Genomic DNA, 21373 nt, shown 5'->3' with positions numbered 1-21373 from the left:
CAAAGCGAGAAAGAGTAATAGTTCTATGGCTTACAGCGAGTTTAGTTTAGCTAAAGCAAAACAAGAGTTTAGTTTAACCACGTTAGAAAAACGCGATATTTTCGCTCCCGTTACTGAGTTAACAGCGAGTAATTTACTTGTAGAAACACTCAATTATAACCTGGATATTGCTTTAGGTAGTAATAGTGAAAAAGCGCGTTCTGAGTTAATTATTGCGCCAATTTTAGTTGATTTACGCCGACAATTACACGAACAAATTGGTTTATTTTCTGGAGTAGATTTCACTGTCGATAATGCCAAAGGATTAAATGGTACTTGCGATTTTATTATTACTAAATCTCCAGAAATTCTAATTTTGACAGCACCAGTAATTACAGTTGTAGAAGCTAAAAAAGAAAATATTAATGCGGGTTTGGGTCAGTGTGCAGCCGAAATGGTAGCAGCCCAAATATTTAATGAGCAAGCTGCAAGTGAGATTAAAACAATTTATGGTGCAGTCACAACGGGCAGTATTTGGCAATTCCTGAAACTAGAAGCACAAACATTGAGCATTGATTTAAGCGAATATTATCTCAAAGATGTGAATAAAATTCTGGGGATTTTAGCCAGTGGTATTTCTCAAGAAATTTAATATCGAATTCGCGGGGTCTACATAAGCATTTAAAATGTCAATCAAAATGCTGGCGCTGACAACGATCGCACCAAAAAATACCAATACTCCCTGGACTGTGGGATAATCGCGATCGGCGATCGCTTGATACAGTCGATTAGCCAAACCAGGCCAAGAAAATGTTACCTCTGTCAAAATCGCTCCACCCAATAGAGATGCAAAAGTTAATCCCAAGACTGTAATTACTGGAATTAAGGCATTCTTTAAAGCGTGGGAGGCTAAAATCTTATTTTCACCAATACCTCTAGCTCTAGCCGCTTCTACATAATCGGCTTGCAAGGTTTGCTTTAAATTCACTCGCACAATTCGCTCAAAAATTCCACTGAGCAAAATTCCCAAAGTGAGACTCGGTAGAGCCAGATGGTGCAAAGATGCGAAAAACTGAGTGAAATTTCCACCGAGTAAGCTATCAATTGTATACAATCCAGTCACAGTAGTGGGAGCCGGAAGATTGGGCGGAAAGCGGTTTGAATTGGGAAACCAACCGAGTTGGACTGAGAAAATCAACTGCAAAAGCATTCCCGCCCAAAACATGGGGAGCGCGTAAGTGATGATCCCAAATAAGCGCCCGCCGACATCAAAATATGTCCCAGGACGAGAAGCCGAAAGAGTCCCAACCGCAATGCCGACGATGAGTGCAACCGCCATACTACATACTGCTAACTCCACCGTCGCTGGGAAATATTGCCCAATAATGTCCCAAACATTCTCTCCCCGACTCAACAAAGAACTTCCCAAATCAAAGCGCAACAAATTTCCCAAATAATTGAGGTACTGTAACCACAGCGGAAGGTTTAAACCGAGTTGTTTTCGCAATTCTTCTTTAGCTGCTTCGGGCGCACGTCCACCGAGAATTGCATCTGCTGGATCTCCTGGTGTTGCTCTTAATAAGAGAAATACAATGGTGATAATAGTTAATAGCTGAAGTGGCGCAAGAAGCAACCGAGAAACAATGTAATATTGTAAAGCTTTAGAACGAGACATAAGTAATTTTTAATTCTTAATTCGTAATTCGTAATTCGTAATTTGTGATTCGTAATTCGTAATATTTGGGCTTTTCACCACATTAAATTGTCAAATTTGTGGCTTTTAGCTGTTGGAATTTAAACCTCAAAAAATTAAATTACGAATTACGAATTATCAACTACGAATTATTTTTTAATTGTCTGGTAAACCAAAATTTGGGTAGGGTTAAGTTTTACGCCATTAACACCATTTCGGGCAAATACATAGTCTTTGTTTTGCCATAAGGGAACGTAAGGTACATCAGTAGTTACTTGCGTTTGAATTTCGTTAAAGATTTTCTGGCGCGCTTCGGGGTTTTGTTCTTTGCGTTGCCCATCAATCAGTTTATTTATAGTTTCGTTATAGTAGAACGAACCCTGAGTTTGACTGCCTCCATCTTCGCATCCTTTAACAGTTGAACCTTTGTCACAAGATAAAAATGGCTGGACGTAATTATCTGGATCTAAAAAGTCTGGATACCAATCAAGTAAAGCTGCTGGATACAAACCCTTAGCAATGTCTTTAAAGAAGGCAGGCCCTTCCGCTTGGGTAACTTCAAATTGCAGTATTCCATCCATTTTGACATCCACAAGAGATTTGAGTGTCTGTGCTGCCAAACTACGAGTAGGTGAACTAGAAGGATACCAAACTTGCACTTTTGCAGGATTTTCTTTGGAGAAGCCAGCAGTAGTTAACAATTTTTTAGCTTGATCGAAGTTAGCATCACCATATTTATCTTTGAATAATGGCACAGAAACTTTAAATGTCGTGGGAATCATGCTATAAAGCGGATCTGCTTGACCAAATAATACTCGCTCGTTTAAAAGTGGACGGTCAATTAAGGAGGCGATCGCTTGTCTTACCTCTAATTTATCTAAAGGCTTTTGATTGCGGTTTAATACCAGATAACTTACTACACTACCTTCAGCTGCGATCGCTTGCCAATCCCCTTTTTTACCACCTTCTTCCAAGCTCCGATTTTGATCTGGTTGCAGCGACAGATAAGCTACATCGATTGCACCTGTACGGAAAGCATTAAACAAATTAACCGGACTAGTTTGAATTTGGAGATTAACACCTTTGTTAACTGGTTTTTCTCCCCAATATTTATCAAACACATCAAATCGGATGGAATCAGTACCATACTGTCCTAATTTGTAAGGGCCAGTCCCCACAAAAATATTTGGCTTGAATTTACCAGCGCCGACTTCGTAAGCTTTAGGCGAAACTGCACACACTCCAGGAAAGGCCAGCAGTGAAGGAAAGGCTGCAAATGGCTTTTTCAGCTTGATGGTTAACTCATATTCGCTTGTCGGTTTTACCGAATCTACTATATCCCCTAGTAAGAAAGAAGGTTTTCCTTTATTTTGAATAAAGCGGTTGATGGTAAACGCCATTGCTTGAGCGTTGAAGGGAGTTCCATCGTGAAAAACTACACCTTGGCGTAAAGGGATGGTATAAGTTAAGCCGTCTTGACTGACTTTGGGTAATGCTGTAGCTAGTTGGGGTTTAATTTCGGTGCTTCCTGATTCGTAATTATAGAGGCGATCGCTCATATTAAACACTAAACCCAAAGCTGCTAACTCATAAGCATCAGCCGGATCGAGGGTTCTTGGCTTGGCTGTTGTACCGATAGTAATCCGACCATCACCTGTAGGGGTATTTACAGAACCAGATGGCGGCGTAGTTGACTGCGGACGAGGAGCGCAACTAACAACTAAAAATAAACATAGACAGAACAAAGATAGGAATTGTGTAATTCGACCCCATCGTTTCACGAACAAGGAAAACCAGGTCATAGCAATAATATATTTGATCTCAGCGGTCAGCAATTTTACTACATTTGTGACTCTTATGCTGAATCTTCACAATTTATAGTGGTTCCAATACTTGTCGGGTTTTGGGGAAAAGGGGAAAGAAAAAACCTTTAACCTTTACCCATTAACCTTTTCCCCAAACCCTATGCCGAGTTAAAAATGGTTAACCGAGCAGTATTGGGATACGCCTATGCACTATTTTGTTACAAAAAATCATTAATAAAATATAAAATTTAATATTTAAGATTTGTTAAGTATTGAAAAGTTTTTATGTAATTAAATTTTTTAACAGTTGGTTAAATTTGTCGTAAATTCATATTTACTAAAAAAATGGGTATTTGTTAAGCTTTGACACTTAACCCAAGTAGTGTACGTTGAGATTTTACTTGTTGCTACTTGGGAACAGACACCGACAAAGGGTTTTCTCGTCAAGATCGGCTGTATTCTCAAAAAGAAGTGTGTTTGAACATCAGCGACTAAAGCGATCGCGATATTGTTAACAGCAGATTGAAAGTCGAAATAGTGAGACTAAGACCGTGAAGTATTTCTTTCTATCTGAGGGATGGGCAGTTGCAAGAGTCTGGGCATCTGATGGACTCTGGCAAATAACCGCATGGCGACGCCAACCAGATATTCAGCGAATGAATATTTGTTTAGTCGAAGAAAATGAATTGCTCTGGCTTTATCGAGTTGAAGAAGCCGTTTTAACCGTGGAAGTGAAGCCAACAACACCAGTAATTGGTAGTCAGACCATCGGTCAAGTAGTACTCAAGCGTCTGATGAGCGCCGAACAGGTAATCGAACGCCTGGGTACAGCCGAGGCGAAGTGTCAACTGCAAAATATCCACTTGGTTGTTCAGTAGATAGTGGGCATGGGGTACAAGAGGCAGAGGGGCAGAGGGGCAGAGGGGAAACAACTTACTTACTGCAACTGCTCCCCTGCTCCCCTGCTCCCCTGCCTCCCCTCTCATCGTAAAGAAAAGATAAGCAAATTTCATCCTCGACGGGTATTGGTAGCGAAAAAACTTGGAGATGCTACGCGATCGCATCAATTTACACGCTTGCAAACAATTCCATCAATAGTTACACTTTTTAAAACATTCTCATTTTTGCTTGGCGATGGCTACCCTAACATAGGTAAACCTCCCGAAGCGAGTAAGCATTGCCAAAGCACCCACGCTGTCTGACTTATTAAGACTAAGCTGTGGTGATACTCTGGTGGCAATAACAAAAAACAAGAGAGAGTTTTATGAGTGGCGATTTTCGTCTTTCATAACCTCAGTAAGAAAATTGGTTTGTAAACTAACTCATCGAGGAGGAGCGTAGTCGATGGGACTACCCTGGTACCGAGTACATACAGTCGTTCTGAATGATCCAGGGCGACTGATTTCTGTACACCTAATGCACACAGCCTTAGTAGCTGGCTGGGCTGGTTCGATGGCACTCTACGAACTAGCTGTTTTTGACCCTAGCGATCCAGTTCTTAACCCAATGTGGCGTCAAGGAATGTTCGTCTTGCCGTTCATGTCACGTTTGGGTGTTACTCAATCTTGGGGTGGTTGGAACGTTACTGGTGGGCCATCAACCGATCCTGGCTTTTGGTCATTTGAAGGCGTTGCTGCCGCTCATATTGTTCTTTCCGGTCTGCTATTTCTAGCCGCCGTATGGCACTGGGTTTACTGGGATTTGGAACTTTTTAGAGATCCCCGCACTGGTGAACCCGCTCTCGACTTGCCAAAAATGTTTGGCATTCACCTGTTCTTATCTGGTCTCCTTTGTTTTGGATTTGGTGCTTTTCACGTCACCGGACTATTTGGACCGGGGATATGGGTTTCTGATGCTTATGGTCTAACTGGCGCTGCCCAGGCAGTAGCACCAGAATGGGGCCCAGATGGTTTTAACCCCTATAACCCTGGTGGCATTGCGGCTCACCACATTGCCGCTGGTGTTGTTGGTATTATTGCAGGCTTATTCCACCTGACAGTTAGACCCCCCGAACGGCTCTACAAAGCTCTGCGGATGGGGAACATCGAAACAGTACTTTCTAGCAGTATTGCAGCAGTCTTCTTTGCTGCTTTCGTGGTTGCTGGTACTATGTGGTACGGTAACGCCGCCACTCCCATCGAATTGTTTGGCCCTACCCGCTATCAATGGGATCAAAACTACTTCCGTCAAGAAATTCAGCGCCGCGTCCAAACAAACGTTAGCCAAGGTGCAACCCTTGAGCAAGCTTGGTCGCAGATTCCTGAAAAATTGGCTTTCTATGATTATGTCGGTAATAGCCCCGCCAAAGGCGGTCTATTCCGTACAGGGCCAATGGTAAAGGGTGATGGCATTGCTCAATCTTGGCAAGGTCACGCCGTATTCAAAGATTCCGAAGGACGAGAATTGACCGTGCGTCGTCTCCCCAACTTCTTTGAAACCTTCCCAGTGGTTTTGACTGATGCCGATGGAATTGTCCGCGCTGACATTCCCTTCCGTCGGGCAGAATCTAAGTATAGCTTCGAGCAGTCTGGTGTCACCGTTAGTTTCTACGGTGGCGATCTAAATGGTCAGACCTTTACAGAGCCAGCCGATGTGAAGAAGTACGCTCGTAAGGCTCAAGGCGGTGAAATCTTTGAATTTGACCGGGAAACCCTGAACTCTGATGGTGTATTCCGCACCAGTCCTAGAGGTTGGTTTACCTTTGGACACGCCGTATTTGCTCTGTTGTTCTTCTTTGGTCATCTCTGGCATGGCGCTCGGACAATCTACCGAGACGTATTTGCTGGTGTTGACGCGGATCTGGAAGAGCAAGTTGAGTGGGGGGTCTATTCCAGAAAGTGGGTGACAAATCAACCCGCCGGAAAGAAGCCCTTTAATTTCAGTGCTGAGTAAAGAAGTGCTGAGTTCTGAGTTAAGGCTCTGACTCAGCACTCAGGTGACTCAGCATTAAAAACTTTAACAACTGGCTGGATAAAGAGGAAATCGTAATATGGAAAGCGTTGCGTACATCTTGATTTTTACTCTGTGTATAGGTACTCTCTTCTTTGCGATCGCATTTCGCGAACCCCCTCGCTTTGAGAAACCAAAAGATAAGTAGATCCTATCCACAGACTTTTAAGCGGATTTAATCTTAATATCCGTTGCTACTAAGTATGGTGGCAACGGATATTATTGTGTTTGTCATTTGTCATTTGTCCTTTGTCCTTTATGTTGCTTCTCACTACTAACCAATAACAAATGACCAATACTTCGGCTTCTCTTCGAGACGCTACGCAAACGCTCAGTACAAGTGACCAATGACCAAATATTGTGATATAATTTCCAATCTTGGGAGTAGATATGTGTTAATGCTAGCTTTTCTGCGCTAGGATGAAAAAGGATGTTTTGTGTAAGCTGCCATAGTACTGCTTGCATAACGCATCGCAATTGTCGCACCACCTTTACGGAGACTAGAACCAGGAACAAATCAGCATGGTCAATCAGAATTTAACCGCTACAGAAATTGGATTCACTCACGAAGATTTCGCTGCTCTACTTGACAAATACGATTATCATTTTAGCCCTGGTGATGTTGTCCCAGGAACAGTTTTCAGTATAGAGCCGCGCGGCGCTCTGATTGACATTGGTGCTAAAACCGCAGCATATATACCTATACAAGAAATGTCTATTAACCGGGTGGATAGCCCGGAAGAAGTATTACAGTCAAACGAAACGCGCGAATTTTTCATCCTTACCGATGAAAACGAAGATGGTCAATTAACCCTTTCCATTCGCCGTATTGAATATATGCGGGCTTGGGAACGCGTGCGGCAGTTACAAGCAGAAGATGCGACTGTCCGTTCTGGCGTATTTGCAACCAATCGCGGTGGAGCATTGGTACGAATTGAGGGATTACGTGGCTTTATTCCAGGTTCTCACATCAGTACCCGCAAACCTAAAGAAGAATTGGTCGGCGAGGATCTGCCGTTGAAATTCCTAGAGGTGGACGAAGAACGTAACCGCCTCGTTCTATCTCACCGTCGGGCGTTGGTTGAGCGCAAGATGAACCGCCTAGAAGTCGGCGAAGTAGTAATTGGTACTGTTCGTGGGATCAAGCCCTACGGTGCTTTCATCGACATTGGCGGCGTCAGTGGTCTACTGCATATTTCTGAGATTTCTCACGAACATATTGATACACCTCATAGCGTGTTCAATGTCAATGATGAAGTAAAAGTTATGATCATTGATTTGGATGCAGAAAGGGGTCGCATTTCCCTATCTACCAAGCAGCTAGAACCCGAACCCGGTGACATGATTAAAAACCGAGATTTGGTTTATGATAAGGCGGAAGAAATGGCTGCTAAGTATCGCGAACAGCTATTAGCCAAGCAGCAAGGTGCTACTGCTGCGGCTACACCGGGGGAAGTTCTTGCAGACGAAGATATTCCACCAGCAACAGAACTTGACGAAGATATTCCAGCAGTTGCGGCATTTGAAACAGCAATTCCAGCAGCGACGGAAATTGAAGAGGAAATTCCAGCAGCTATTGAAGAGTAATAGATTTTTTATAGTTTTACTTGTTTTTAAGTAAGAGTATCAAATCATTTTATAAAGAGGGTTTTTCCCTCTTTTTTTATGTCGAGAATCGGTGAAAGTGAAGAGTTGAGAGTAGTTAGAAGTTAAATATTATGGCAACCATTCAATGTAAAAATATCACTTTTGATAATATCCAGGCAATTTTGTTTGACAAAAACGGTACTCTAGAAGATTCAGAAACGTATTTGCGATCGCTAGCACAAAAAGCAGCAAGATTAATAGATGCTAAAATTCCTGGAACTGGGGAACCCCTATTAATGGCATTTGGCATCAATGGCAATTTTCTAGATCCCGCAGGTTTAATATCAGTAGCAAGCCGCCGTGAAACAGAAGTTGCGGCTGCGGCATATATTGCCGAAACAGGAAGAGGATGGTTTGAGTGCTTAAAAATAGCCCGTCAAGCTTTGGATGAAGCGGAAAAATACATTGGAGAAACTCCTTCACCACTGTTTGTAGGTAGCCTAGAAATTTTGAAATACCTGCGGGAGGGTGGTCTAAAACTTGGCATTCTCTCGGCTGCGACAACTGAAGAAGTACGCAATTTTGTAGCCAATCACCAGTTAAGCGATTATATCCAGTTAGAAATGGGCGTAGATGAAGGGCCAAGTAAACCAGATCCAGTGCTATTTTTGCAAGCTTGCCAAGCTTTGGGAGTTGAACCGAGCGCTACCTTGATGGTAGGTGATTCAGTTGGGGATATGCAAATGGCGCGTAATGCTAAAGCCGCAGGTTGTATTGGTATCACTTGGGTAGGTAATTCAGATAACGTCCGAGGTGCAGATGTGGTGATTAATCAACTTGATGAAATCAAGATTTTAAAGGATTAATTTAATGCGAGTTCAATGAACTCAAAAAACGGCATTTGGGGCGTTTTCTGACACATTAGTTTTCAAATGACACAGAAATCATCTATGTCACAGAATATCTGTGTCAAATCAAGTCAGTATACCGTAGTGTCTGTCTATACCTGAGAAGAAGCTTTCTATTTTATTCGCAAAAATCATGTTAAATTAACATATCAATATAATTTTGCAACCTTTCTTTAGATAGATAGTTAAAGAAATCCGTAATATCTCTCATAGAATAAAATAATAAATTTTTTAAAATTAGGGTAAACGCATTTAAATTCTGTTATCCATATCCAACAAGGATTTCAAATTTTTATTTCCAAAAATAAATAATGCTTTAAACCAAGGTTTCAGTAAGCATTATACAAATAAGATGCGTTTACCTTGTTTTTGAGAATAAAGACATTGCGATCCGATCGCAGTCTCAACTAATTTTCGATCATTTTTTATTGGTGTAAGCACATGAATTTTCAAAGCTCTGCTTCACCTGTCATCATTTCTGATTCTAATGATGTCAAAGTTGAAATGTCTTATGTTCAGGGGATAGAGCATTTAATTGAGGTTGTTCAAGCATTGTCACTAGCACGAACGCTAGAGCAAATTATGGAGATTGTACGAAAGTCTGCGCGTGAGTTGACTGGGGCAGATGGGGCTAGTTTTGTGCTACGAGATGGAGATCAATGTTATTACGCAGATGAAGATGCGATCGCTCCTTTATGGAAAGGGCAACGCTTCCCGATGAGTATTTGCATTAGTGGGTATACAATGCAAAACCGCCAATCCGTTGTGATTAGCGATATTTATGGAGATCAACGGATTCCATTTGCAGCTTACCAACCGACTTTTGTAAAAAGCTTGGCAATGGTGCCGATCCGAACGTGTAACCCCATCGGTGCAATTGGAATATATTGGGCAACGTTACATCAGCCAACGGTAGAAAAAGTAAAGCTATTACAGGCATTGGCAGACACAACGGCTGTCGCAATGGAAAACGTGCAGATTTATCATGAATTAGAACAAAGAGTCCATAATCGAACTGCTGCATTAGAAAAAGAAATAGAAGGACATCAAAAAGTTGAGGCAGAAGTTAGGCGCTTATCTCTAACAGATGAATTAACCGGAACGTACAATCGACGAGGCTTTTTTCTATTTGCAGATCGGCAATTAAAATTAGCTAATCATCTACACAAGCCCTGTTGTCTCTTATTTATAGATATAGATGGATTAAAGCAAATCAATGATACGTTTGGACATGAAGTTGGAGATCGTGTAATAGTAGACGCCGCAGACTTACTAAGTCAAACCTATCGAGATTCTGACATCGTTGCCCGATGGGGGGGTGATGAGTTTGTTGTATTCATTCCTAAATGTTCACATCATACGAATGCAATTAGTGTTCGCCTACAAACTAACATTGATTTATTTAATCAGAATCCAAGTAGAAATTATCATCTATCAATGAGTATTGGAGTTCAAGAGTGCGTTATCAACGAAGATGTTTCATTGGAAAAACTCATATTCCAGGCAGATGAGTTAATGTACCAGCAAAAACGTGCCAAGCGAAGTTCTAGCAATAACAATAGCAGCTTTTAATCCCTTAGAAAGCATATCTAGTGTTAATACTCAGCTTTTTTATCTCTTTTTTCATTCCCGACAGTTCTTCCGCTATCTTGACCTAATTCTCAATTTATACTTTTTAGCTTTTTATTCGTTTAAATTACGTTAATTTATTGCAATTTAGATAAAGTCCATCAATAATCAAAACTTCATTATCCCGATTACTATACTGAACTTTATTTATAGCTATTATTATATTTTTATCTAACAGAGAAGAGTTTATTGAATTAATTTTATTCTTCGTCTTTATTCTCTTCTAAATTGGTTATCTTTGTATTTTGCAGAAGGATATCGTCTTCCTGATTAGGTTTTTCTTCTTTCTTTTCTTGTACAACTTGAGTAGCATATATTTCCACATCTCGCTGAATAATATCTTCTACATGACTTGCAAATAGATTAAATGCTTGTTGATGACTTGGATAAATCCGATAAGGGCCTGTCAACTGCGAGAATTGCCACCCTTGGGTTTTCAAAGACTCAACTGTTCGGCGATAGTGTCGCCAGCGTTCCCCATAGTGAAAAAACTCTTCAATGGCAGCACTAATAGCAACTATTTGGCTCAAACCAAAAGTTAACCACATAAGGATATCCCTATCCCGATTGTTAGGTTTGAAATTAGTGTTAATATTTAGACTTACTAATGCCGGGAGAACGACACCACCAATAATAGTTGTTACCCGTAAAAAATAATGGCGATCGCGCGATGTATTCGCCTTCCTTTCCATCCATAGTACTTGCTCTAACCAGCGCGATCGCAAAAAATGTTTTTGCACATCACCTAAGTTAATACCTGCAAATAACTTGTTAAAATCTTCTTTTAAAAATTCATGATAACTATTTTTTTTAGCCATTTTTTACTCCTAATTAGAAAGTAACCCCTTAATTACTTTGCCTAAATTATCAACTCCTTTCTCTATGTCGATTAAGTCGATGTATTGTAATGTACCAGATTTAGCCAGCTTTTTAGCTCGTTCATCAGTAGCTTTTCCACGCAAAGCATCTGCAAGTATATCTGCGGTTCTACCACTACCAGCAATCACAAGAACTATCCTGTCGCTATTAACGCTAAAAAAGGCATCCTTAAAGGTAATTTCACCACCGTTCAAGAGTATTGTCATTGAAGGTGCATCATTGGCCAGCATAGTCGCAACGTCAGATATCCAAGGAGACTCATCGCCCCAATTTTTTCCAGGAACTAGTACAAAATGAGTATGGTTTGGCTCTAACGGTGTTAAATCAGCAACAGTTTCCGAATGATTAGGTAAAGCCACTTTGCCTTCAGGTGTCACACCAACTAAAGCAAACTTAGCACCTATTTGAGTACGAGCCGCACCCATCATTCGCATAATTCCTACATCCGTACCCCCATCGACGACATAAGCCCCCAACGTTTCGGCCATAGGGGCTAAAACTTCCACAAACAACCGTTGAATACGAAGAAAATCAGCTTCACTGATGTTACTTGCACCCCCCACTATTACTAAAACAGGACGCGAACCGCCAAGCCCTATTTCCTCAAGAGCATAAGCCAATTCTTTTGGTTGCTCAACTTGAGTCGCTAGTGCTGTTTTCCCATTGTCAAAGGTAAGTTTTAAACAACTTTTCATTTTTTAAAAATACTGACTGCTTAGGTTTCCCAGCGTAGTGCCTCACAGTCATTTTCTGCAAGTGTTGTATTCCGTTTTCACCTGAAAAATAAAGAATTTTATAATGCTTTTGTCGGCGTTGATCGTTGATTAATGCGCTACCAGATTTCCTTTTATAAGTAAATGTATGTAAATGGCGATGCCTGCTGTGGTAACAGAGCTTTGTCCTTTGCGTAGTGTCTCGTAGACAAGTGCAGACTACACTTACACTCAAGTTTTTTACGATTATTTTGCTTGCTGGAAAACTTTTGATGCACTAATTAATAGCTTCTTATTTTTTTGCATCATAAATTATGATTTTGCACTTTATTTATAGACAAAATCGCCAGTTTTTAAGTTCATCTGAATGATTGGATTTTAACTATAAGTTCCAGCTCTATCAGTTATTACCGTAACAGGTTCGGACTCTATATCCTCTATCTTATTAAACTCTCCAGCTTGCCAGCTATCTGTTGTATCTTTGATAAAGCTGGCAATAGGGATCGCAATTAACAAACCCAGTACTCCTCCCAACTTTGCCCCCAGCAATAAAGAAATCACCACCCACACAGGATTTAAGCCAGTCAAATTGCTGAGAATTCGAGGTGCAATAATATTAGAATTAATTTGATCGATCGCAACAGCTACACCTAAGACTTCCACCCCTAACCAAAAATTTTGCAGCGCTACCAACAAACTTACTATGGCGATACCTACCCCCGTACCAAAGGGGAAGAGTGAAAATAAACCAATACCAATACCAAAAAGTAAAGCTAGGGGAACTTGCAGCGCCAAAAACACCAGAGTAATTGTCACCCCTAACACAGCTCCCAATGTTGCTTGACCGATAAAGTAATTGTGGAAATCTTCTCGCAGTAATTCCCGTACTCTTGGCCCAATATTAGGGGGAAACCACTGAAAAATTCCGTCCCAAAGACGTTCACCATTCAATATTAAGTATATAGTCAGCACTACCGCTAGCAGCACATTGAGGACAATACCAATGGTATCGACAGCAAAACCAAGAATTCTACCAGTGAAGGACTGAAGTTGGTTAGATAATCGTTCCAGAACTTGCGTGAATAAACCACTTAAATTAATCGGAAGTTGCTGTTGACTTAACGCCCAATCTTGAAAAGCTTGCAGCTGCTGAGTACCAGAATCAATCCAACTGGGCAAAATATTAGCCAGTTCAACGAGTTGTTGAATAATCAAGGGAACCAATGTGATGCCTAAAGCTACTAAAATCACCAGAGTCAAAAGCAACACTCCCCCGATCGCTAAGTTGGGTTTCACTCCTTGTTCTTGGAGAAACTGGATTGGATAGTTCAAGACAAAAGCTAGTAGGATGGCGGCGGCGATAACGCTAACTAAGGGTTGAAAATACTGTATAACTTGGAGCAATAGCCAGCCGTTGAGAATAGCAATGGGAAATGCCAATCCTATAGTTAACCATCGCGGCAGTTTGTTTGCTGATTGCATTAGCGATCACCTCATAAGAGTTCTAACTTTATTTTGGCTTCTAGGGATGTGGGGAGTAGGGGAGCAGGGGAGCAGGGGAGCATACTTCGACTACGCTCAGTAACCAGGGGAGCAGGGGAGCAGGAGAGTGAGAGAGTGAGGAGACAAGGGGGACAAGGGGACAAGGGGACAAGGAGATAAACAAAACTCCTAACTCCTAACTCAGCACTGGCTCAACGCCCCGCTATCCATGTACAGCACTCAGCACTCCCAATGACAAATGACTTATGACTTATGACTTATCCCCAAATTATGTTGGATTTTTCTCAATAAAATCCAACATAATTTTCTGATGCATTGTCCCTAAAGGTCGCACTTCGCCAGCATTTTGTGAATAACAGTTACCTTGGCGAATATCTTCTGGTGTAAATAACGCCATATCCCAGCCTTCATTTAGAACCAGTTGATTTAATTCCACTAAGAGTGGTGCATGAAAGACATGACGGACAACTCTTTCGTTGGGATAACAGCCAAATTCAATAAAAGGTGGTAGCTCGTAGCCGATTTCTTCTAAAATTTCTCGTTTTACCGCTACGTCTGGCGTTTCACCAGGTTCGATGTGACCGCCGAACAGCGCCCAATAACCAGGGTAGAGAATACCGGGGATGTTATCACGCAGTTGCATGAGAAACTTGTTTTTTTGGTAGAGAATTGCGATCGCTACGTGCACCTGTTGATTGTTCATATCTTTATTTTTAATTTTTAATTATTCTTCTTCTAAATAAACTTCCCCCAATTCTTTGCCAGCTAAGGGAATACTTCGGTAGCGAACTTTACCCTTAATTACAACTTCTGAACCTTCACCCAGATTTTTTTGATTGGTGACAACCCAAATTTTGCCCGTTGAGTCCTTAATTTTATAAGCCCATTGTTTGATCAGGGGAGCTTGCTTTTCTACCTGACCTTGGATGTAAACTATAGCCTGATTGTCTTGTTTTGGTTTAATTTCTCCAATTGGAGTGACATTTGTACCAATTTTTAAGCCAGCACCACGTAAACCAGGCGATGTCAAGTTACCACAACTACAAAGTCCTGCTATCAGAAAAAAACTTAACCCCAAACGGTAAGGAACAATACTGTGCCCGTACAAGAAAGAAAGAGATAAATTTCTTATTTGTCGCATAAAAGCCACCGATTTATTTATTTTGGGCATTGGGAGTGCTGAGTGCTGAGTGCTGTACATGGATAGCGGGGCGTTGAGCCAGTGCTGAGTTAGGAGTTAGGAGTTTTGTTTATCTCCTTGTCCCCTTGTCCCCTTGTCTCCTCACTCCCTCACTCTCTCACTCTCTCACTCTCCTGCTCCCCTGCTCCTCTGCTCTCCCACTCTCCCACTCTCCCACTCTCCCAATTCTTTATTCTTCAGATGATGCCGTTGATCTGAGAAAATAAACATTATGAATTTACTGTGAGAGAAACGCTACGACATCAAACAGCAACACAATAATAGTCGAAAGTCAAGAGTTAAGAATCAATATTTTCATTTTGGACTTTGGACAAAAAGCGAACATAGCTGGGAATTTTCATGGAAACAAAAACTGCCAAAATCCTTGATGGGAAAGCATTAGCTGCAAAAATTCAGCAAGAACTTTCTGTTGCTATTACACAATTACAACCAAAAATTGGACGACCGCCTGGTTTAGCAGTGTTGATGGTTGGTGATAATCCAGCATCAGCGGCTTATGTACGCAATAAAGAAAAAGCTTGCACTAAAGTCGGGATCGCTTCTTTTGGTAAGCATTTTCCTGCCGAAACTACCCTTGAGGAGTTAGAAGAGGTAATTGCTGCACTCAACCACGACAAAAGAGTGGATGGCATTCTTGTGCAATTGCCCTTACCTAACCACCTGGATGCTGTAACTCTACTACATCAAATCGATCCCGATAAAGATGCTGATGGACTGCATCCAGTTAACTTGGGGCGATTAGTACGGGGAGAAACTGGGTTACGTAGCTGCACCCCGGCTGGTGTGATGCGGCTTCTACAAGAATATGAGATTCCTTTGCAGGGAAAACAAGCAGTAGTGGTAGGGCGCAGTATTTTGGTGGGTAAACCGATGGCGCTGATGCTATTAGAAGCTGATGCCACAGTCACGATCGCTCACTCGCGATCGCATGACCTGAAAACCATCACCCAAAATGCTGATATTCTAATTGCAGCAGTAGGTCGTCCCGGATTGATCTCTGCTGATATGGTGAAACCGGGCGCTGTTGTGGTAGATGTGGGAATGAATCGCGTCACCGATGCTAATGGCAAAAGTCGTCTCATTGGCGATGTCCATTTTGAATCAACCGCTGATGTCGCAGGATTTATCACCCCAGTTCCTGGTGGTGTCGGCCCGATGACTGTTGCCATATTGTTGGAAAATACATTTGCTAGCTATTCTAGAGCGGCAAAAGAAGAAAGAGAGTGAGGAGTCACAAGTGATGAGTTAAAAGTTGAAAGCGATCGATTAAAAGTTAAGAGTTATTAACTCCTAACTCCTAATTCCTAACTCCTAACTCCTAACTCTTCATTTTTTTCAGTCCCCCAGCACCTTAAAATTGTGACGTATAAGGCAAAAATCGCAAAATGTCAGGAATTAAAGAATGGTAGCAACTGATAACGTCCAAAAGACACCACCAGAAGAAGCCAAATTTAACTTAGCAGCTTATTTAAAAGAGCGACAAAAGCTTTGTGATAATGCTTTGGATCGGTCTATCTCGGTCATTTATCCAGAAAAGATTTATGAGGCGATGCGCTACTCATTATTAGCTGGAGGTAAGCGTGTACGTCCCATTCTTTGTCTTGCCACCTGTGAAATGATGGGTGGAACCATTGACATGGCCATGCCAACAGCTTGTGCTGTGGAGATGATCCACACAATGTCGTTGATACATGACGACCTGCCAGCGATGGATAATGACGATTACCGTCGGGGAAAGCTGACGAATCATAAAGTCTATGGTGAAGATGTCGCGATTTTGGCTGGGGATGGCTTGTTGGCTCTTGCTTTTGAGTCTGTTGCCATTGAAACCCCTCAAAGCGTTAAAAGAGAAGTAGTTTTACAGGTTATTGCCCGTCTTGGTCGAGCCTTGGGGGCAGGTGGTTTGGTCGGCGGTCAAGTTGTCGATTTAGAGTCGGAAGGTAAATCTGATATTTCCTTAGAAACCCTAAATTTTATTCATAAACACAAAACAGCCGCCCTGTTGGAAGCTTGCGTAGTTTGTGGCGGGCTGATTGCTAATGCATCACCTGAAGATGTGCAGCGGCTAACCCGTTATGCTCAAAATATTGGGCTAGCATTCCAAATCATCGATGATATTTTGGATATCACTTCTACTCAAGAGCAATTAGGTAAAACAGCTGGCAAAGACCAAAAAGCTCAGAAAGTTACCTATCCTAGCCTTTGGGGACTTGAGGAATCGCGCTTAAAAGCCCAAGAGCTAGTTAAAGAAGCTTGTGTGGAATTAGAACCATTTGGAGACAGAGCTAAACCACTCCAAGCGATCGCTCATTTTATTACCAGCCGTAATAACTAGTAACGCTTTGGGTAATTCCTAATTCGTAATACTCGCCTTCACGCGAGAAGCAAGCTACGTAATTCGTAATTCTTATACCGCAAGCGTTTCATTGATTGGGAATGGGTGGTTTATTTACACCATACTGTACTACTACTGCCCAACGAAATTAAAAATTCACTGATTCAAAATTACAAAAGCTTATCAAATCAGCTTTTAGACTATTTTGAATTGTTGGTCTTTTTCCAACGTGATAGATCGATTTGGAAATTTTGGGTTGAATCTAAATGTTTCCTCAATCAACAACTGCTGCTAATATTTACTAACCTAACCAAAATAACATGCAGGACATAGGCAACATTTTAGACAACCGGGTGCTGCTGGTTGCTCTGGTAGCTTGTTTAATTGCTCAAGCATTAAAGCTCGTAGTTGAGATCGTCAAACATCGCAAACTGAATGTGCGTGTTTTGGTGACAACCGGAGGTATGCCCAGTGCCCATTCGGCTCTGGTTACGGCTCTAGCCGCTGGTGTAGGGCAAACACTGGGTTGGGCATCTCCTGATTTTGCCGTTGCGATCGTTTTTGCCATCATTGTCATGTATGATGCAGCTGGAGTTCGCCAAGCGGCTGGTAAGCAAGCTCGTATTCTCAATCAAATGATTGATGAATTATTTCACGAAAAACCAGACTTTAGCCAAGACCGTCTGAAAGAATTACTCGGACATACACCAGTCCAAGTAATCGCTGGATCGGCTTTGGGTATAACCATCTATTGGTTAGCTAGGTCTGCTTATTAAACTAGAGCAATAAATCTTTGTTTGAGGGGCTATTGATCATTAATAACTGGTAATTTGTCAATCAATTTTGGATTTTGGATTTTAGATTTACCCCGTGAATAAATTTAGGGAATTAAAAATGAAAGGATTTGTTCCAAATAACTTGCTTCACGCAAAGCGAGTATAAATATATTCCCTGGAAACCCTTTGAAATTTTGAATTTAAAATCACAAATTAGGTCAATTGACAAATTACCACGTCTGGTAGATCGCATCAGGATACCAGTGAACTTAAGATAGCTAAAACCGCACAGTCGAGCGCAGCAAAATCACTTTACGACTATCTACTAGGCTGGCAACGAAACCGCCATTGTTTAGCTTTTGCAATGTATTATACGCTTCAGTTTGGTTAGTGGTATAAACTGCTAGCAAGTAAGGGCGTTGTCCATAAGAAACAAAACCGACGTTACCTCCGACCACTTGCTGCACACTATTTACTAGTTCTGGACGGTTGTAATAATCTACCAGTACTGCATAACCTTCTCCTAATGCTTGAGGATTATAGCTGACTGTCTGCTGAGGTGGTTTGGGCTGTGACTGTGGCTGCACATCTGCCGTTGTCGTTGGTCGAGTGGTAATTATGGCAGACAAGCCAACAATATTACTGACATATCTTGCCCAACGATTGGCGTCGTCAATTTTGTTAAAACCCCCGACTCGCGTTACGGTTTCGTTGAGATATTTGCAGGTGATAGTTTTTAGTTCAGGTGGTAAGGCGCTACGTAACTGCTTTTGATTATTTGTTGTGGGACTGACTACTAATAAAAGATACTCACCCGCATTTGGTGGTTGACAAGAGGGAATGGTTTTTTGAGCAAGTACAGAACTCATACCACCAATCAACCCTACAATCGCTAATCCTAAAACACTTGGGAAATTCTGAAATCTATGCACAAAAGTTAGATTATGTAAATTAAGGTGTCTTAGAAGATTTTATAAGAAAAAAGCTGAAAACCTAGCTACTTCAGTATGGTGATGAAATCCGTGTCAAAAAATATATTTTGTTACTCAAAAATCAAATTAGGGAGTGGGGAAGAGGCAGAGGGGTCAGGGGAGACAAGGGGACAAGGGGACAAGGAGGAATTATTGAACAAGTCTCTCCCTTGTCTTTTCTCCATGCCCAATGTCCAATGCCCTATGCCCCAATGCGCTATGCCTAAGATACGGTAGCTAACGATGCCAAAGCATCTGGTATTGCCTCAGAAGGAGCCTGGAATTCTCCAGTAATGACGTACTCTAAACGCAGTTTTAACCAAGTAATAAATTGAGGATTTGTAGAAATAATTGCTACTGCTGGTTGGGGACACTTCGTTTTTAGCTCTGTAAACTGCGGTGTTTCCAAGAAAGCTGGTTGCTCAACTAACCAAAAATCTATTTGTTTTTCTTGTTCGTGGTAGTTACGGGTGCGTTCTTTGAGAACTTCGTGTATCGGTTCTTCTTCGAGAAGAAAGCGGTGACTTGCCAAAACGTAATGGTATGTTTGCATTTTCATCCTTTGGTTGCTATGTGAATAATTTCAGGGCACAGTGACTCTGTACCCTGACAAAACTAACTTTTGTGGGATTTCTTAAACCAAGAACTGAACGGACAAGCACTTTTCTGGTTTTCAGATTTTATCTGTTTGCCACCAGATGTTAGCTTTTCCAAGAACAGATTATTGTCGAAGTAATGTTCTAAGGAAATAATCTTCAAGTCATCGGTAACTTTTGCAATGGTCATGCCGATAATTTCTAGCGTCTCTCCAGTAGGTGCATGGTCTTTGTATTCTCCGTTAAAATGTCCCCAATGCCGCCATTTAAATGTGACATTCGGTGGCCCAGAGAAAACTTCCATTACTTCCCAAGGAAATCCTTGGGGAAATGTTGTGTGGAAGACTTTTGCAGATGATTCAAAACTTTCTTCTGAAGCCTTATAATGCTCTGAATCAGCCATAAATAAATTGTAAGTACCTTGGGCTGATAAATCTGCTGCGGTATACTCTACTCCGCCATTAGTACTGACGCGAAAGTTGTCATTCACAATAGATAACCACTCTTGCGGGTTAGCTTTGAAAGATACCTCCATCTCAAAGGTTCTCACCAAGTTTTGCACGATCGCTTCTAGTGTTCCTTCAAGATGATTATAGATACTTTCTTTAGCAAGATTCTCTTTTGAACGGGAATAATCAGGCGGTGTCTGATAGCGCCACTCGACATCAGTACTTTCTGCTATCACCTTATCCCGATCCTGTACCCAAAGTGGTAGGTTGTTAGATTGTGTTGCGCTCATAGAAGTTTTTGCTGAAGATTCGATCCCAATTTCTAGATTTCGCAGTGACAACCCCTCTTTTAAGATACGGGAGTGAGGAGTGGGGAGAGGGGGGAGATGGGGGAGATGGGGGAGACAAGGGAGACAAGGGGGACAAGGAGGAATTATTGAACAAATCTCTCCCAAGTCTTCCCCCTCTTCCTTGTCTACCTTGTCTCTTTTCCATGCCCAATGCCCAATGCCCAATGCCCAATGCCCTATTCCCCATTCCCTCTTATAGCTTGCTTCATCTCGCGGACTGCCCTTTCCATACCTACTAATGCTGCCCGACTGACGATGGTATGACCAATGTTCAGTTCTTCCATGCCTGGAAGCGCAGCCACCGGATAGACGTTCCAGTAGGTGAGTCCATGACCAGCGTTGACTCGCAATCCAGCTTGAATCGCTTGTTCACACCCTTTAGCTAATATGGCTAATTCTCGGTGGCGATTTGTTTCATCTTTAGCCTCAGCATATTGTCCGGTGTGCAATTCAATAAACTGCGCCTGTATCTTGACAGATGCTTCGATTTGTGCTGTTTCGGCATCGATAAATAAACTAACTGGAATGCTAGCGCTTTGCAATTTATCGACTATTTCACCTATTCTAGCAATTTGCCCGACAATATCTAGTCCGCCTTCTGTTGTGACTTCTTCGCGCTTTTCGGGGACTAAAGTCACGTAATCTGGTTTGATATCGAGAGCGATCGCCAGCATTTCATCTGTAGCGGCCATTTCTAAATTAAGATGCGATCGCACTGTTTGCCGCAATATCCGCACATCCCGATCTTGGATATGTCGCCGATCTTCACGCAAATGCACCGTAATTCCATCAGCACCCGCTAATTCTGCCAGCACCGCCGCCGCTACCGGGGTCTGGTTCCACCGTCCGCCGCGCTTGCCGGATAGTGGCGATGTGGTCAATGTTAACGCCAAGTGTAGGCACCCCAGGTTTCTCCCAAATCCACAGTCCTTAGAACTTGATTTTACCGGAAATAGTGGTAGTTTTGCTGAAAGAGCTACACATAGATTACACGCGTACAATGCAATTGTTTAAAAGAAAACTGAGTTAGCAAAAGCTTATTCTTGGGCA

The 21373-nt window shown here is 41.9% G+C and carries 18 protein-coding genes and 3 pseudogenes; 10 read left to right on the top strand and 11 right to left on the bottom strand.

Features of this window, described 5'->3' with window-relative positions; genetic code table 11:
- Window positions 1-25 precede the first annotated feature (25 nt).
- Complete coding sequence (locus NSTCB13_RS18175; protein WP_448273373.1) at window positions 26-631, top strand: hypothetical protein; 606 nt, start codon at window positions 26-28, stop codon at window positions 629-631.
- Here the strand turns inward: NSTCB13_RS18175 and NSTCB13_RS18170 are convergent.
- Together NSTCB13_RS18170 and NSTCB13_RS18165 are read right to left on the bottom strand one after the other, a co-directional pair.
- Window positions 628-1654: pseudogene (locus NSTCB13_RS18170) on the bottom strand (ABC transporter permease). The gene NSTCB13_RS18175 and the pseudogene NSTCB13_RS18170 sit on opposite strands and share 4 nt — an antisense overlap.
- A 167-nt stretch (window positions 1655-1821) precedes the next feature.
- Window positions 1822-3474, bottom strand: coding sequence for an ABC transporter substrate-binding protein (locus NSTCB13_RS18165; protein ID WP_448273372.1), 1653 nt, complete (start codon window positions 3472-3474; stop codon window positions 1822-1824).
- A 554-nt stretch (window positions 3475-4028) separates the two neighbouring features.
- On the opposite strand from NSTCB13_RS18165, the gene NSTCB13_RS18160 reads away from it, so the two are divergent.
- From NSTCB13_RS18160 to NSTCB13_RS18135, 6 genes and pseudogenes are all read left to right on the top strand, one after another.
- Window positions 4029-4355, top strand: a complete 327-nt coding sequence (locus tag NSTCB13_RS18160; RefSeq protein WP_289795423.1) for a hypothetical protein — start codon at window positions 4029-4031, stop codon at window positions 4353-4355.
- A 466-nt stretch (window positions 4356-4821) separates the two neighbouring features.
- Window positions 4822-6353: pseudogene (gene psbB, locus NSTCB13_RS18155) on the top strand (photosystem II chlorophyll-binding protein CP47).
- A gap of 113 nt (window positions 6354-6466) precedes the next feature.
- Window positions 6467-6574, top strand: a complete 108-nt coding sequence (locus tag NSTCB13_RS18150) for a photosystem II reaction center protein T (protein WP_084227385.1) — start codon at window positions 6467-6469, stop codon at window positions 6572-6574.
- A 374-nt stretch (window positions 6575-6948) separates the two neighbouring features.
- The gene (locus NSTCB13_RS18145) at window positions 6949-8013 is read left to right on the top strand and encodes a 30S ribosomal protein S1 (protein ID WP_448273370.1); all 1065 of its coding nucleotides are present in this window, start codon (window positions 6949-6951) and stop codon (window positions 8011-8013) included.
- 131 nt (window positions 8014-8144) lie between these two features.
- Complete coding sequence (locus tag NSTCB13_RS18140) at window positions 8145-8879, top strand: HAD family hydrolase (RefSeq protein WP_448273369.1); 735 nt, start codon at window positions 8145-8147, stop codon at window positions 8877-8879.
- 483 nt (window positions 8880-9362) lie between these two features.
- Complete coding sequence (locus NSTCB13_RS18135; RefSeq protein WP_448273368.1) at window positions 9363-10493, top strand: sensor domain-containing diguanylate cyclase; 1131 nt, start codon at window positions 9363-9365, stop codon at window positions 10491-10493.
- 257 nt (window positions 10494-10750) lie between these two features.
- Here the strand turns inward: NSTCB13_RS18135 and NSTCB13_RS18130 are convergent, their stop codons facing one another.
- From NSTCB13_RS18130 to NSTCB13_RS18110, 5 genes are all read right to left on the bottom strand, one after another.
- Window positions 10751-11368, bottom strand: a complete 618-nt coding sequence (locus tag NSTCB13_RS18130; protein WP_445631392.1) for a DUF4231 domain-containing protein — start codon at window positions 11366-11368, stop codon at window positions 10751-10753.
- Between the two features lie 9 nt (window positions 11369-11377).
- On the bottom strand, window positions 11378-12124 hold the full coding sequence (locus tag NSTCB13_RS18125) for a hypothetical protein (protein WP_448273366.1): 747 nt from the start codon (window positions 12122-12124) through the stop codon (window positions 11378-11380).
- 396 nt (window positions 12125-12520) lie between these two features.
- Window positions 12521-13624, bottom strand: a complete 1104-nt coding sequence (locus NSTCB13_RS18120) for an AI-2E family transporter (protein WP_448273365.1) — start codon at window positions 13622-13624, stop codon at window positions 12521-12523.
- Between the two features lie 289 nt (window positions 13625-13913).
- The gene (locus tag NSTCB13_RS18115; RefSeq protein ID WP_448273364.1) at window positions 13914-14348 is read right to left on the bottom strand and encodes an NUDIX hydrolase; all 435 of its coding nucleotides are present in this window, start codon (window positions 14346-14348) and stop codon (window positions 13914-13916) included.
- Between the two features lie 21 nt (window positions 14349-14369).
- A complete protein-coding gene (locus NSTCB13_RS18110) occupies window positions 14370-14786 on the bottom strand; it encodes a hypothetical protein (RefSeq protein ID WP_448267244.1) in 417 nt (138 codons plus the stop codon).
- Between the two features lie 399 nt (window positions 14787-15185).
- On the opposite strand from NSTCB13_RS18110, the gene folD reads away from it, so the two are divergent.
- The 3 genes from folD (at window position 15186) to NSTCB13_RS18095 (ending at window position 17957) form a co-directional block, all read left to right on the top strand.
- A complete protein-coding gene (gene folD, locus NSTCB13_RS18105) occupies window positions 15186-16073 on the top strand; it encodes a bifunctional methylenetetrahydrofolate dehydrogenase/methenyltetrahydrofolate cyclohydrolase FolD (RefSeq protein ID WP_448273363.1) in 888 nt (295 codons plus the stop codon).
- A gap of 175 nt (window positions 16074-16248) precedes the next feature.
- Entirely contained in the window at window positions 16249-17181 is a 933-nt protein-coding gene (gene crtE / locus NSTCB13_RS18100; protein WP_448273362.1) for a geranylgeranyl diphosphate synthase CrtE, read from the top strand.
- 320 nt (window positions 17182-17501) lie between these two features.
- A complete protein-coding gene (locus NSTCB13_RS18095) occupies window positions 17502-17957 on the top strand; it encodes a divergent PAP2 family protein (RefSeq protein WP_094350479.1) in 456 nt (151 codons plus the stop codon).
- A 278-nt stretch (window positions 17958-18235) separates the two neighbouring features.
- On the opposite strand, the gene NSTCB13_RS18090 is transcribed toward NSTCB13_RS18095, so the two are convergent.
- The 4 genes and pseudogenes from NSTCB13_RS18090 to NSTCB13_RS18075 all read right to left on the bottom strand — a co-directional run bounded on the left by NSTCB13_RS18090 (window position 18236) and on the right by NSTCB13_RS18075 (window position 21226).
- On the bottom strand, window positions 18236-18889 hold the full coding sequence (locus tag NSTCB13_RS18090; RefSeq protein ID WP_448273361.1) for a hypothetical protein: 654 nt from the start codon (window positions 18887-18889) through the stop codon (window positions 18236-18238).
- Window positions 18890-19151: 262 nt separating this feature from the next.
- A complete protein-coding gene (locus NSTCB13_RS18085) occupies window positions 19152-19481 on the bottom strand; it encodes an MgPME-cyclase complex family protein (RefSeq protein WP_445631400.1) in 330 nt (109 codons plus the stop codon).
- A gap of 62 nt (window positions 19482-19543) precedes the next feature.
- Window positions 19544-20263: a SnoaL-like polyketide cyclase gene (locus NSTCB13_RS18080; RefSeq protein ID WP_445631401.1), complete on the bottom strand. Its 720-nt coding sequence runs from the start codon at window positions 20261-20263 to the stop codon at window positions 19544-19546.
- A 236-nt stretch (window positions 20264-20499) separates the two neighbouring features.
- A pseudogene (locus NSTCB13_RS18075) lies at window positions 20500-21226 on the bottom strand (pyridoxine 5'-phosphate synthase).
- Window positions 21227-21373: the final 147 nt, after the last annotated feature.

The sequence above is a fragment of the Nostoc sp. DSM 114160 genome (genome assembly GCF_053470305.1).
This window is presented reverse-complemented; position numbering and strand designations above follow the sequence as displayed.

Bases quoted from the DNA above. Each gene is read 5' to 3' on its own strand.
- NSTCB13_RS18175 (WP_448273373.1), top strand. From the start codon at position 26: ATGGCTTACAGCGAGTTTAGTTTAGCTAAAGCAAAACAAGAGTTTAGT.
- NSTCB13_RS18165 (WP_448273372.1), bottom strand. From the start codon at position 3,474: ATGACCTGGTTTTCCTTGTTCGTGAAACGATGGGGTCGAATTACACAA.
- NSTCB13_RS18150 (WP_084227385.1), top strand. From the start codon at position 6,467: ATGGAAAGCGTTGCGTACATCTTGATTTTTACTCTGTGTATAGGTACT.
- NSTCB13_RS18145 (WP_448273370.1), top strand. From the start codon at position 6,949: ATGGTCAATCAGAATTTAACCGCTACAGAAATTGGATTCACTCACGAA.
- NSTCB13_RS18140 (WP_448273369.1), top strand. From the start codon at position 8,145: ATGGCAACCATTCAATGTAAAAATATCACTTTTGATAATATCCAGGCA.
- NSTCB13_RS18135 (WP_448273368.1), top strand. From the start codon at position 9,363: ATGAATTTTCAAAGCTCTGCTTCACCTGTCATCATTTCTGATTCTAAT.
- NSTCB13_RS18130 (WP_445631392.1), bottom strand. From the start codon at position 11,368: ATGGCTAAAAAAAATAGTTATCATGAATTTTTAAAAGAAGATTTTAAC.
- NSTCB13_RS18125 (WP_448273366.1), bottom strand. From the start codon at position 12,124: ATGAAAAGTTGTTTAAAACTTACCTTTGACAATGGGAAAACAGCACTA.
- NSTCB13_RS18120 (WP_448273365.1), bottom strand. From the start codon at position 13,624: ATGCAATCAGCAAACAAACTGCCGCGATGGTTAACTATAGGATTGGCA.
- NSTCB13_RS18115 (WP_448273364.1), bottom strand. From the start codon at position 14,348: ATGAACAATCAACAGGTGCACGTAGCGATCGCAATTCTCTACCAAAAA.
- NSTCB13_RS18110 (WP_448267244.1), bottom strand. From the start codon at position 14,786: ATGCGACAAATAAGAAATTTATCTCTTTCTTTCTTGTACGGGCACAGT.
- folD (WP_448273363.1), top strand. From the start codon at position 15,186: ATGGAAACAAAAACTGCCAAAATCCTTGATGGGAAAGCATTAGCTGCA.
- crtE (WP_448273362.1), top strand. From the start codon at position 16,249: ATGGTAGCAACTGATAACGTCCAAAAGACACCACCAGAAGAAGCCAAA.
- NSTCB13_RS18095 (WP_094350479.1), top strand. From the start codon at position 17,502: ATGCAGGACATAGGCAACATTTTAGACAACCGGGTGCTGCTGGTTGCT.
- NSTCB13_RS18085 (WP_445631400.1), bottom strand. From the start codon at position 19,481: ATGCAAACATACCATTACGTTTTGGCAAGTCACCGCTTTCTTCTCGAA.
- NSTCB13_RS18080 (WP_445631401.1), bottom strand. From the start codon at position 20,263: ATGAGCGCAACACAATCTAACAACCTACCACTTTGGGTACAGGATCGG.